The organism is Streptomyces durmitorensis, assembly GCF_023498005.1.
GTDB lineage: Bacteria > Actinomycetota > Actinomycetes > Streptomycetales > Streptomycetaceae > Streptomyces > Streptomyces durmitorensis.
In genome coordinates this window covers 6,594,805-6,607,132 of record NZ_CP097289.1, presented here as the reverse complement: position 1 = coordinate 6,607,132, position 12,328 = coordinate 6,594,805, and the positions used below count along the sequence as shown (strand labels likewise).

The following is a 12,328-nucleotide window of genomic DNA, read 5'->3' as shown; positions in this document are numbered from 1 at the left end:
TGGAGTGGAAACCGATGAATACCGTTGAGTACAAGCCTGCACGTCGCGACCGGTTTCGTCAGATTCTGGTCGACGTCACGGTAGGAGTCGCCATCAATCTGTTGGTGGCGGCCCTGATCGCGGCAGCACGCCTGGTCTTCTGACCGGCAGGTGGCGGGCCCGGGAGAGCCCGCCACCCCACACCCTGGCCCCCGTATCAGAAGAGACGCATCTCCCCGGGCGGGGTGTTCTCCTTCTGGCGCCTCCTGCGGCGGCGCTGTCCTCGGCCGGGTCGGGGCAGATGCGGCTGGCGAGCCTGCTCCGGCAGGTTCTCCCAGGTGGGTCGCAGACCGTGTAGCTGGACCTCGCCGACGAGTCGCTTCAGGTAATTCCGGGTCTCCTCATCCGTGGAGTAGAGCACGGTCGCCCGGCTCGCCCGGGTCATCAGCACGTGGTACGCGTGCCGTACGAGACGGGCGAACTCGTCGTCGTCCACGCTCTTCGGCTTCACCTTGGGATCGAACGATCCGGGAACGGCGACCCGCTTGACCTCCACCTCCTTGTCCACTCGCTCCTTGCCCCGACGGAACACCCAGCTGTCGCCCCGGCGCACCATGTCGTCGCCCATGATCACGCCGCACCAGTCCCACTCCAGTCCCTGCGCGGTGTACACACAGCCGATCTGGCCGAGGCCGTTCTCGTGCACAGACCAGATCTTGGAAGGCGGGACGGTCTTGTTCTCGCAGAAGGATTCGCTGTCCGCGTTCCACGGCCGGTGCCAATCACCGATCCGGACGTCGGGCTCGAGCCGCTTCTCCTTGCCCAAGGGCTTCGTCCAGGGCCAGCAGTATCCGGCGACCATGCGCGCGGACGCTCCCGCCACGGCCTCGGAGCGAATGATCCGCTCGAGCTCCTCCGGGCTGTCCACTACCTCAACGTGCATCAGCCCGTCCGGGGTCCACTGCTCCGGCTCCGCGTCCAACACCCCTAGCGCTCCACGCACCCAGCGGATGTAGGTGTCGCTGCCACCGCACCGGAACTGTTCCCACAAGGGGCAAGGGACCAGCTGGGCGCCGTAGCGCCGTGCAGCGTCCTCCACGAGAGCGGCGGTGCCGACCTCCTGCGGGCGCACTGACTGCCCCTCGTCCAGGAAGAACACCGTCAACCGGGAGGCATCGAGGAGTTCGTCCACCTGTGGCTTGGTGCCATAGTCCTCGGGATCCCAGAAGCGATTTGTGGAGCGATCGCGCAGGCGGTGGGCCTCGTCGCAGATCAGCACGTCCAGAGGCGGATCGGGCGGGGTGACGAAGTTGCTGAAGTAAGTGAAACTCTCCTTGAACTCCCGGTCGCCATAGCCGACATGCTCCTGCAGGGCGCCATTGAACGCTCTGCTGCCGCTCGCGTACTTGACCGTGCGGCCCTCCGCCTCCAGTTCGGCCTTGAGCTGGAGGCCGATGGCGCTCTTGCCGGTACCGGCACCGCCGGTGACGAGGAACACCACCCGTCGCTCGTCGGGGAGGAGCGCCGGCCGCTGTGGATCGGGGAGCACCTTGGCGGCAGTGTCGAGGATCTGGTCCGCGACCTTCTTCTGACGTCCACGCAGGGTGAAGACCGTGTCCTCGCCACTGGAGCGAATCATGGCGTCGAGCAGAGGGGTGTTACGCAGACCCATGCCCCGTAGCAGGATTTCGGCCGCCGAGTCGGCACCGTCGGCCGCGAAGCTGCTCCGCAGGTCCGACAGCAGCTGGGCGCGACGGTCACTCGTATAGACCCGGGCATAGGAACCGGTCGGCGCGTCCACGCCGACCAGTGGGAGCACCGAGGCGTCGGTGGCGTTGTGCAGATAGGCGAAGCCGCCACATTCGAAGTTCAGTCCGTGCAGCGGCCCTCTGCCACCCGTGAAAGCCGCGTGATACTCGCGCAGTTGCAGCGCAGGATGCTTCTTCTCTCCCATGCCGGGGACATGCACCAGTTCCGCGGTGGCTCGCTCCACCCTGGTCACCGTCGACCAACGCTTCAGCTCGACGAGTTGAACGGACAGCCCGCGCTCTTCGGGATGATGGCCCACGAGGACGACATCGATGAGCCGCGGATCCCCAGCGCGGTCTGCCTCGTCGAGGGTGGCAGCGCATTCGACGACCATCTCGACGTTCCCGCGGTCGGCGGCGACCAGATCCTCGGCAAGATGCACAAGGCTCTCCGCCCAGGCGGAGCGTTCGGTCAACGAAGCGTCGGTGTTGAGGAAGTGCTTCCACCTCGCGGCGAGATGGGGCACCATACGGCGTCTTGAATTCAGGGTCAGCAGATCCTGCGCTGCCAGTTTCAGCAGGAGCATGGACACGAGGTGGATCCCCCAGGGCACGAGTGACTCGTGCGGATGGGGGCATGTCCACGTGGGAAGCCCGTCGGACCGCAATGACACTTCGGATCTTAGGGAGTTGACGCTCCGCCGCGACGCACATGACACGTCGGTCGGCTGGAAGCACGGAGATCATGGCTGGATATCACGTGCTCATCGCCGCAGAAGGGGCCCCTCGACCGCGGCAGGCCGTGGCTCCGGTCGGGCAGACACCAATTCCCGCAGCTTTTCCCGCGTCTCCGGATCGGTCGAGTAGACGATCGTGCCGACCATGCCTCGAGTCAGCAGAACCTTGTACGTGTTCCGAATAAGACGGTCCACATCGGTGTCGGGTACGGACTTCTTGAAGACCGGGTCCTTGGAGGCGGAGCGGTCGGTGATCCAGCGGTTGCCCCGCCAAACCAAGTCCGGGCCGATGATGACGCCGGACCAGTCGTACTCGAACCCCTGGGCGGTGTAGACGCAGCCGATCTGCCGGAAGCCCGCGGGGTCGGTGGCCCACAGCGCGGACGGCGGCGCGCCGGAAACCGACCGGTCGCCGCGCAGATTCCAAGGCCGCTCCCAGCCCCCGATGACGACGTCGAGAGGCAGGGGGACGCCGGGCTTGGGCTCGGGAGACCACCGCCAGCAGTAGCCCGCAGACATCCGGGCACCGTATTTCTCGCCACGCCGGGCATCGAGGAACGCCTCCAGCTCTTCAGGGCTGTCGGCGACCAGTAATTGCATGCGGTCATCGGGCTCCCACCCGACCGGCCCACCGGGCTCCAGGCCGAGGAGTCGGACCACCCAGCGCAGGTAGGCGTCGCTACCTCCGCAGCGGAACTGGCTGTCCAGAGGAATGACATTGCAGTCAATGCCCCGTCTGGCCGCGGCCTCACGGATTTCGTCCACGGTGCCCATCTCACCGGGGCGCACCACTTGGTGCTCGTCGAGGAAGAAGACCGGTGCGTGGGCCACGTCGATGAGCTCGTCGATCTGTGCTCTGCCGGTCCGCAGTGCCGCGCGGGTGTAGCGGTTGGCGGACGTCTCGCGGATGCGGTGCGCCTCATCACAGATCAGAGCACCCAGGCTGTTCTTCTCCGTAGTCATGAAGCTGTTGAAGTACTTGAAGAGATCCTGGACTTCCCGCTTCCGGGAACCGGCCACCTTGCGCATCGTCTTGGTGAACGACTGCGAGCCAGTCGCGTGGACCGCGGCCACACCTCTTCGGTAGAGCTCGCCAAGCAGTTGGAGCGCGATCACGCTCTTCCCGGTTCCGGGGCCGCCGGTGACGATGACGACTTCCTTGTGGTCAGCGCGCTTCGCCCTCTCCACCGCGTTGAGCACCATGCGGTAGGCGACCTGCTGCTCGTCGAGGAGGACGAACTGCTGTCGCTCCCGCACCTCCTGGGCTGCCACGGACATCAGTTGCTTCGACGGTGCGGTGGCGCCCGCGAGCAGTTCATCGGCCGCGTGGGCGCCAGGGTGCTTGCCACTCAGCTTCGACCGGAGGTGGTCCAGGAACGCACCGCGACGCTCCCCCGTGAAGAGCCGTCCCCGCCCGTCGCGCTCGATCTCCCGCAACCCTGACACCCCGAACTCGGTGGAGTTGTGCAGGAAGGCCACTCCGTGGATCCGCTCGCCATGCTCGGCCACCGCGCCATTGAAGTTGACCAGGTACTCGCAGTATCGCCGCACCTGTTCGATCGGGTTGAGCACCGGATGCGCGTAGGCGTCGACATGACACAGGGTGGGGTCGTCCTCGTGCGGAGTCACCTGGCTCCACTGCTTCAGCTCGACCACAACGTAGGACGGCTCCTGCGTGACCGGGTGCAGGCCGGCGAGGACGACGTCGGCGCGCTTGCTGTTCAGCGGTAGCGCATACTCGAGCATGACCTCGACGTCGCCCAGGCCAGCGTCGTTGAGCGCGGCGGTCAGAATAGGGATGCTGCGCTCCCAGGAACGCGCCTCCGAGGTTCCGGGCTGGTAGCCGTGCATGTGAAGAAACTGGTCGGCAAGGTGTAGGAACAGCGAACCGTCGAGTGCCATGACGGCGACCGTTTTCGCGGACGCACGGAACAGCAAGGACTTCCCCCAGGCAGCACGAAGTGACTCGTGCGGGTGGGGGCATGTCCTTCGAGACTCCACCGGAGTGGAACGGAAGCCCGTCGGGCCGCGTTGGCGATGTGTCTGAGGGTACCTGGCGGTACTGCCGGTCGTATCGGTGGTCGGAGTAGCGGTAGCTGATGCCGTGCCCGGCCTCTCCTACCGACGCCCGGACCGGAGTGCACGGCCTCTGGCCGCTGGAGTCAGCGTCGTCAATCTCGGTGGCGTCCGTGTCATCCAGCGGATGCGGACGGTGTCGGGCTTTCTGAGCACGAGCTGCCGCTTCGGAACGGGAACCTCTGCCACTCGTCGGGCGCATCGCTCCGTCGGGGTGCGGGCGAACTCTGTCTCGTGGCGGGCCCGTCGCAGGCCACACCGACCTGGGCTACCTTGCCCTGCCTGAGCAGGGGAGAAGAGTTCGGTCCGCGAACGGCCAGCGCAGAGGCTTGCCTGCTCATCTACGTCAGGGACTTTTCAGGGCCTTCAGCGCTGCCCGAGGAACTCTCCACGGCCTAACGCAGCAAATGGGCCTCCGTCGCAGATCGGAACTCCATCCAAGGCAAAGCCGCAAGTGGCGGCAGACGAGTCGGGCTGTACGCCGGGTTCTGTCGCCCGGGCGCCTCGCGGCGGCCGGGGAGACGGCCATCCATCTAGGGTCCGCATTGCTGCGGACCTCGTGCGGTCTACCCGCGGACTCGGGCGGGCAGCCCTCGATCATCCGCGCAGGGTCCTGTTTCCAGGGCCCCTCTTGACCTTGCTCCAGGTGGGGTTTACCTAGCCGCCTGAGTCACCTCAGGCGCTGGTGGTCTCTTACACCACCGTTTCACCCTTACCGGAGACCGAAGTCCCCGGCGGTCTGTTTTCTGTGGCACTGTCCCGCGGGTCACCCCGGGTGGCCGTTAGCCACCACCTTGCCCTGTGGAGCCCGGACGTTCCTCGGGAAGAGCCCCTGGTGAGGGGAGCTTCACGCGGCCGTCCGCCCGGCTCGTCTGCCGTGCCGACCATGCTACCCGGCGTGTGCCGGAGCTCCGCCCCGCGGACGCCCCTGTCGCCAGGAACGAGCCCGCCAGGATGAGCGTGAAGGCCGCCACGATGCCCGCCGCCCGGGGTTCGGAGAGGAACACGACGCCTGCCGCCACCGCCACCGCCGGGTTCACGTAGGTGAAGACGACCGCGCGGGTCGGGCCCGCCTCCCGGATCAGTTCGAGGAAGACGACGAAGGCCAGGGCCGTGCAGATGACGCCGAGGCCCGCGAGGGAGGCAAGAGTGGCGGGGCCCGGCAGTGTCGTCTGCCAGGTCGCCGCCTCCGCGGGCCGCAGCCCCGCCTCCAGGAGTGCGCCCGCCCGGCGGGTCCCTCCGCGCCGTCGCTTGACCTTGCCGCAGCGTCAACGTTTCTACTGGCCTCATGAACGGGATGCGAACGGCCTCATGAACGGGATGCGGATCGGGGAGCTCGCCGGGATCGTCGGCGTCACCACGCGGGCCATCAGGCACTATCACCACCTCGGGCTGCTGCCCGAGCCCGAGCGGCGGTCCAACGGGTATCGGGAGTACGGCCTTCGGCACGCCGTCGTGCTCGCGCGGATCCGGCGGCTCACCGAGCTGGGGCTCGGGCTCGCCGAGGTGCGGGACGTGCTCGCGGACGACGCGGGGCGCGAGCTCGCCGAGGTGCTCGCGGAGCTGGACGCCGACCTCGCACGGCAGGAGGCCGCGATCCGTGAGCGGCGGGAGCGGCTGCGGGTGCTGCTCGACGACGCGGAGCGCGGGGTGCTGTCCGCCGAAGGGCCCGTATCGCCCGAACTCGGGGATTTCTTCGCCGAGTTGGCGCGCTCCACCGCCGGCCGCGACGGGCCCGAGTCCGCGATGGCCGCGAAGGACCGGGAGCTGCTCGCCCTGATCGACACCACCGCACCCCGGGAGGACCGGGACCGGCTCCTTGCCGCGATGCGCCCGGCCCTGACCACGCCGGGAGCGGTGGAGCGCGCGCACGAGGTGTACGCGCTGCTCGACGCGCTCGCCGACGCCGACCTCGCCGACCCGCGTACGGAAGCCGCCGTGGACGAGGCGGCCCGGGCGCTCGCCGACGCGCTGCCCGACTCCCTCCTGGAGGAGCTGGGCACGGAGGGCGTGCGGGCCGTGGCCGACGGGCTCGGCCGCGGCGAGGACCGGTTCCTCGAAGCCTTCTTCTCCGACTTCGCCCCCGCCCAGGCCGAAGCCGTACGCCGCGGGATGCGGCTGCTCGGCGAGCGGGGTGCCCGGTGAAGGGGCTTGTGCGGGGCCTCGCCTGGGTCGTCGTACCCGTCGAACTCGTCCTTGTCGTCTGCCTGTTGGCCGGGGCCTCGCTCCCCGCGGACGTACTCGTCGGCGTGGAAGCCGTCGCCCTGGTGCTGATCGCCGTCGAGGGTGTGGGGCTCGCCCTCATCTACCGGCGGGGCGGGCGCGCGGCGGTCAGGGACGTCGTGCCGGAGCCGGTGCGCAGGATCGTGGGGCACGAGCTGCGGGTGCTCGGCAGCCTCGCGCTGTGGGTGGCCCGGCGGCGGCACGGGGTGCGGGCGGGGGATCTCGCCTTCGGGCACGCCCGCGACCAGGCCGCGATGCTCTACGGCTTCGTCTTCGTCTGCGTGGTGGAGACCGTCGGGATGGCCGTGCTGCTGCGCGACTGGCCCGTGGCGCACGCGGTGATGCTCGTCGTCGACGTCTACACCGTGGTCCTGATCCTTGGCATCCACGCCGCCTCCGTGACCCGGCCGCACGTACTGACGAAAGACGCGCTCCGCGTACGTCAGGGCGCCCACCGGGACCTGCGGATACCGCTGGAGAGGATCGCCGCCGTGCGCGGTGAGCGGCGCTTCACGCACGAGGCCGCCGACGGGGTCATCGACCTGCCCGTCGGCTCGCAGACCTCCCTCACCCTGGAGCTGACGGAGCCCGTCACGGCGGTCGGATTCCTCGGCAAGCGGCGCCCGGTGACGACGGTGCGGCTGCACGCGGACGAGCCGGAGCGGCTCCTGAGCGCCCTCAGGCAGGCGCGAACCGCACCTTCGCCGTCCCCGGCTCCGCCTGCGTGAGCCGCACCCGCAGCCGCTCCCCCAGCGGAAGGCCGCCCGTGCCGCCCTCGATGCGGGCGACGATCGCGGGATCGGTCAACTGGACGGTTCCCGCGTCCGGTTCACTCTCCTGGACGTCCACCACCACGGCGTCGAAGAGCTCACCGACCCGGTCCTTGAGCAGCACCGCCTCGACGATGTCCACGCACTCGCGCTCCACGGTGTTGGCGCGCCGCGTCCCGTCCGCCATCTCCTTGGGCAGCTCGGGCAGCGCGGCGAGCACCCACTGCGGCGGCTCGTCCCCGGCGACCGCGGCAAGGCACAGCTCGGCGGCGTAGCGGTCGACGAGGCGGCGGAGCGGGGCCGTGCAGTGGGCGTAGGGCGCGGCGACGGCGGCATGCGTGGTGAGCTCGGGGACGTCGCCGCCGCTGAACACGGTGTATCCGGCGCCGCGCAGGAGCGTGGTGCACTCCTGGAGGAACGCGGCGTGGTGGGGCTCGTGCGGGTCGAGCGAGCGGACGAGCTCGGCGTACGGGACGTGGTGCGGCCAGTCGACCCGCAGGGCCTGCGCGGTGCGCCGGAGCCGGCCGACGGCGCCGTCGGGGGCGGTGGGCAGGGTGCGCAGGATGCCGGCGCCCGACCGGATCATCAGCTCCGCGGCTGCCATGCCGGTGAGGAGGGAGATCTGGGCGTTCCAGCCGTCGGCGGGCAGCGGGGCGCGGAAGTCGAGTGCGTACGCGCCGTCCCGCTCGACGATCTCCTGCTCGGGCACGTTGAGGGAGATGCCTCCCCGCTCGACCTCCAGTTGCTCGCGCAGCCGCCCGATGTCGCCGAGCAGCGCGAGGGCCTCCTCGGCGGTGCCGCCGTCGATGGCCCGCTGCACACCCTCGTAGTCGAGCTTGGCACGGCTGCGTACGAGGGCGCGGCGCACGTCGGTCGAGACGGCACGTCCCTCCCCGTCGAGGTCGATCGTCCAGAGCACCGCCGGGCAGTCCTGGCCCGGCAGCAGGCTGGCCGCGCCCTCGCTCAGCGAGGTGGGGTGCAGCGGCACCTTCTCGTCCGGGAAGTAGAGGGTGGTGACGCGCCGGTGGGCCTCCGTGTCGAGCGGCGCGCCCGGTGTGACGTACGCGGCGACGTCGGCGATGGCGTACCGCACCCGGAAGCCGCCGCCCTCGCGCCGGGACAGGTGCATCGCCTGGTCCAGGTCGACCGAGGTGGGCGGATCGATGGTGAAGAAGGGGATGTCGGTCGCGTCGTGCGCGGGGAGGCGGGGGTCGGCGACGGCCCGCTCCGCGTCGGCGAGGACATCCCCGGGGAAGGCCTCGGGAACGTCCAGCTTCGTACGCAGCTCACGCAGCGCGCCCCGCAACGGAGCTTCGGCTGCGCCGGTCACGCGGAGGTGGCGACGGGGCATGGACCGAGCGTAGGCCGCGGGGGGCGGGGCGGCACGGTGGGCGGGGCGGCGCGGGGGCGCGGCACGGGGGGCGGGGCGGGGGGCGGGGCGGCACGGTGGGCGGGGCGGCACGGGGGGCGGCGCGGCACGGGGGCGGCGCGGCACGGGGGCGGGGCGGCACGGTGGGCGGCGCGGCACCGGGGGGGGGCGGCGCGGCACGGGGGGGGGCGGGACGGCACGGGGGGGGCGGGACGGCACGGGGGGCGGGACGGCACGGTGGGGCGGGACGGTGCCGGTCCGTGTGTGGGTGCGGGGCCGCGCCGGTATGTCCGTCCTCGCTATCGTCCGGTGGCCGCGTTGTTGCTTCGGCACCGGAGTGCCGCGAACCGTGCTCCGGGCAGACATACCGGCACGTCCCCTCGCGCGCGCTCCCGACTGCAGCCAATCGTCGGTCGCTGCGGGGCAATCGGGCGGGTGGGCGGGAAAGCTCGTTCGTGCAGGAGCGGATGCGGGGTGACGGGCGGGTGGGTGGGAAGGGCATGTTCGCGCGCGGGGAAGGCTGCGGGGAGGACGGGCAGTGGCGGCGTGGGCGAAGCTGGGGCGCGGAGGCGATTACCCTGGCGCGGGGCCGCATCCCCTCCCGTGACCCTCCGAAGGAGACCCATGCTCGTCCTGCTGCCGCCCTCCGAAGGCAAGGCACCCTCCGGCCGCGGCGCCCCCCTGAAGCCGGAGTCGCTCTCCCTGCCGGTGCTCGCGGACGCGCGGCGGGCCGTGCTCGACGAGCTGGTCGAGCTCTGCGTGGCGGACGAGGACAAGGCCCGTGACGTACTCGGACTGAGTGAAGGTCTGCGCGGTGAGGTCGCCAAGAACACCGAGCTGCGGACTGCCGGCGCGCGCCCCGCGGGGGAGATCTACACCGGCGTCCTGTACGACGCCCTTGACCTCGCCTCCCTGGACGCCGCCGCCAAGCGCCGCGCGGCCCGCTCGCTGCTTGTCTTCTCCGGACTGTGGGGCGCCGTCGGCGTCACGGACCGCATCCCCTCCTACCGCTGCTCGATGGGCGTCAAGCTGCCGGGCCTCGGCGCGCTCGGCGCCTACTGGCGTACGCCGATGGCCTCGGCGATGCCCGAGGCGGCGGGCGACGGGCTGGTCCTCGACCTGCGTTCATCGGCGTACACGGCCGCCTGGAAGCCGAAGGGCGAGGTCGCGGACCGGACGGCGACGGTGCGGGTGCTGCACGCGCAGACCGACCCGGCGACCGGGGTCGAGAAGCGCTCCGTCGTCTCGCACTTCAACAAGGCGACGAAGGGCAGGATCGTCCGCTCTCTGCTGGAGACCGGCACGCAGCCGAAGGGCCCGGCGGAGCTGGTCGAGGCGCTGCGGGACCTCGGGCACGTGGTGGAGGCGCAGGCTCCGGCGAAGGCGGGCAAGGCGTGGGCGCTCGACGTGGTGGTGCGCGAGATCCACTGATCTGCGCCACGGGCCCGCCTGTTGCAGCATGCGCAACGCCCTTTGCGCATGCTGCGTACGCCGAGGCAGGATGCTCCCATGACTTCCCCCTCCGCCGCGGCCTCCGCCTCCGTGCTCGATCTCGCCCCCGTCGTCCCCGTAGTCGTGGTGGAGGACGTCGCCGACGCCGTGCCGCTGGCGCGCGCGCTGGTCGCGGGCGGGCTGCCCGCGATCGAGGTGACGCTGCGGACGCCCGCCGCGCTCGACGCGATCCGGGCCATCGCGGCGCAGGTGCCGGACGCGGTGGTCGGCGCGGGCACCGTCATCTCGGCCACGAATGTCGCTGACTCCGTGGACGCCGGGGCCCGCTTCCTGGTCAGCCCGGGGTGGACCGACACGCTGCTGGCGGCCATGAAGGCGTCCGGGGTGCCGTTCCTGCCGGGTGTCTCGACGACGTCCGAGGTCGTGGCGCTGATCGAGCGCGGCGTGCACGAGATGAAGTTCTTCCCGGCGGAGGCCGCGGGCGGAACCGCCTACCTCAAGTCGCTCGGCGGCCCGCTGCCGCAGGCCCGCTTCTGCCCGACGGGCGGCATCGGCCTCGCGTCCGCGCCGTCGTACCTCGCCCTGAAGAACGTCGGCTGCGTGGGCGGCAGTTGGATGCTGCCGGCTGACGCGGTCGCGGCGAAGGACTGGGGCCGCATCGAGGCCTTGGCCCGCGAGGCCGCCGCCCTGCGCTGACGCGGGCCCCGGGGCCTGACGCGAGTGCACCCCTGCGGGTGCGTCGTGGCTGAGCGCGCAGTTCCCCGCGCCCCTTCGGGCGCTTACCGCAGGTGTGACGTGTCGTTGAGCAGCCGTACGGACGCGTTGCCGTCCCCGTAGTACGCCACCGCCGAGACGGACGCGGCCGAGAGCTCCATGCGGAACAGGGACTCCGGCGGCGCGCCCAGCGCCAGGCGCACCAGCGTCTTGATCGGCGTGACGTGCGTGACCAGGAGGACCGTGCGGCCCGCGTACTCGGCGGCCAGACAGTCCCGCGCCGCCGACACCCGCTCGGCCACCGCGGCGAAGGACTCGCCGCCCGGCGGCGCCGCATCGGGCGAGGCGAGCCACGCGTTCAGCTCCTCGGGCTGGCGCGAACGCACCTCGCCGAAGGTCAGGCCCTCCCAGGCCCCGAAGTCCGTCTCGCGCAGCCCGTCCTCGATGCGTACGTCGAGGCCGAGGCGGGCGGCGACGGCCTGCGCGGTCTCCTGGCAGCGCTTCAGCGGCGAGGAGACGATCGCCTGGATCGTGCCCCGCGCGGCGAACGCCGCCGCCGCGCGTTCTGCCTGCTCCCGGCCCACGTCGGAGAGGGAGGGGTCGGAGCCTCCGCTGCCGGAGAACCGCTTCTGGGGGGTCAGCGCGGTCTCGCCGTGCCGCAGCAGCACGAAGGTCGCGGGGGCACCCAGGTCGGCGGCGCCCCAGCCGACGGGCGGCGCCTGCGCGGCCACGTTGCCCGCGGCCCGCACGTCCGCCCCCGCCGTGCCCGTCGTGCCCGTCGTGCCCGTCGGCGAAGCCATCGCGTCCAGCTCGGCCGTCGAATCCGACGCCGACCACTGCTCCCCGCGCTTGCCCGCGTCCATCGCCTCGTTGGCGAGACGGTCCGCGTGCTTGTTCTTCTCGCGCGGGATCCACTCGTACGTCACCTGGGACGACGGGAAGACCCGCGCGGCCTCGGCGGCGAGCGGCTTCATGTCCGGGTGCTTGATCTTCCAGCGGCCCGACATCTGCTCGACGACGAGCTTGGAGTCCATGCGGACATGGACCGTTGCGGCCGGGTCGAGCTCGTGTGCCGCCTTCAGGCCGGCCACGAGTCCCTTGTACTCGGCGACGTTGTTCGTCGCGACGCCGATGTACTCCGCGACCTCCCGCAGGGTCTCCCCCGTGGTCGCGTCGATGACGACCGAGCCGTAGCCCGCGGGTCCCGGGTTGCCCCGCGACCCGCCGTCGGCCTCGACGATGAACTCCCGCACGGCCACG

General features: G+C 71.0%; 9 protein-coding genes, 1 other RNA gene and 1 pseudogene. 5 read left to right on the top strand and 6 right to left on the bottom strand.

The features are described from left to right. Nucleotides 1-14: 14 nt before the first annotated feature. The gene (locus M4V62_RS29460; RefSeq protein ID WP_249590213.1) at nucleotides 15-143 is read left to right on the top strand and encodes a DUF6408 family protein; all 129 of its coding nucleotides are present in this window, start codon (nucleotides 15-17) and stop codon (nucleotides 141-143) included. Between the two features lie 53 nt (nucleotides 144-196). Here the strand turns inward: M4V62_RS29460 and M4V62_RS29455 are convergent, their stop codons facing one another. From M4V62_RS29455 to M4V62_RS43950, 4 genes and pseudogenes are all read right to left on the bottom strand, one after another. Next, nucleotides 197-2,314: a DUF2075 domain-containing protein gene (locus M4V62_RS29455; RefSeq protein ID WP_249593067.1), complete on the bottom strand. Its 2,118-nt coding sequence runs from the start codon at nucleotides 2,312-2,314 to the stop codon at nucleotides 197-199. Between the two features lie 177 nt (nucleotides 2,315-2,491). Then, nucleotides 2,492-4,402, bottom strand: a complete 1,911-nt coding sequence (locus M4V62_RS29450; RefSeq protein WP_249590212.1) for a DUF2075 domain-containing protein — start codon at nucleotides 4,400-4,402, stop codon at nucleotides 2,492-2,494. A 599-nt stretch (nucleotides 4,403-5,001) separates the two neighbouring features. After that, nucleotides 5,002-5,411, bottom strand: an RNA gene (gene rnpB / locus M4V62_RS29445) — RNase P RNA component class A. Nucleotides 5,412-5,484: 73 nt separating this feature from the next. After that, nucleotides 5,485-5,706: pseudogene (locus M4V62_RS43950) on the bottom strand (EamA family transporter); the annotation flags it as partial. 154 nt (nucleotides 5,707-5,860) lie between these two features. Between M4V62_RS43950 and M4V62_RS29440 the strand changes: the two are divergent. Beyond that, the gene (locus M4V62_RS29440; protein ID WP_249593066.1) at nucleotides 5,861-6,685 is read left to right on the top strand and encodes a MerR family transcriptional regulator; all 825 of its coding nucleotides are present in this window, start codon (nucleotides 5,861-5,863) and stop codon (nucleotides 6,683-6,685) included. Beyond that, nucleotides 6,682-7,491, top strand: coding sequence for a hypothetical protein (locus tag M4V62_RS29435; protein WP_249590211.1), 810 nt, complete (start codon nucleotides 6,682-6,684; stop codon nucleotides 7,489-7,491). Before M4V62_RS29440 ends, M4V62_RS29435 begins: the two co-directional genes overlap by 4 nt. Here M4V62_RS29435 and M4V62_RS29430 read toward each other — a convergent pair. Further along, nucleotides 7,442-8,884: an RNB domain-containing ribonuclease gene (locus M4V62_RS29430; RefSeq protein ID WP_249590210.1), complete on the bottom strand. Its 1,443-nt coding sequence runs from the start codon at nucleotides 8,882-8,884 to the stop codon at nucleotides 7,442-7,444. The genes M4V62_RS29435 and M4V62_RS29430 overlap by 50 nt on opposite strands. A gap of 642 nt (nucleotides 8,885-9,526) precedes the next feature. On the opposite strand from M4V62_RS29430, the gene yaaA reads away from it, so the two are divergent. Both yaaA and eda read left to right on the top strand, forming a co-directional pair. Next, on the top strand, nucleotides 9,527-10,333 hold the full coding sequence (yaaA, locus tag M4V62_RS29425; protein WP_249590209.1) for a peroxide stress protein YaaA: 807 nt from the start codon (nucleotides 9,527-9,529) through the stop codon (nucleotides 10,331-10,333). Nucleotides 10,334-10,411: 78 nt separating this feature from the next. Next, on the top strand, nucleotides 10,412-11,050 hold the full coding sequence (eda, locus tag M4V62_RS29420) for a bifunctional 4-hydroxy-2-oxoglutarate aldolase/2-dehydro-3-deoxy-phosphogluconate aldolase (RefSeq protein WP_249590208.1): 639 nt from the start codon (nucleotides 10,412-10,414) through the stop codon (nucleotides 11,048-11,050). Between the two features lie 83 nt (nucleotides 11,051-11,133). Here the strand turns inward: eda and M4V62_RS29415 are convergent, their stop codons facing one another. Next, a complete protein-coding gene (locus tag M4V62_RS29415; RefSeq protein ID WP_249590207.1) occupies nucleotides 11,134-12,321 on the bottom strand; it encodes a bifunctional RNase H/acid phosphatase in 1,188 nt (395 codons plus the stop codon). Nucleotides 12,322-12,328 lie beyond the last annotated feature (7 nt).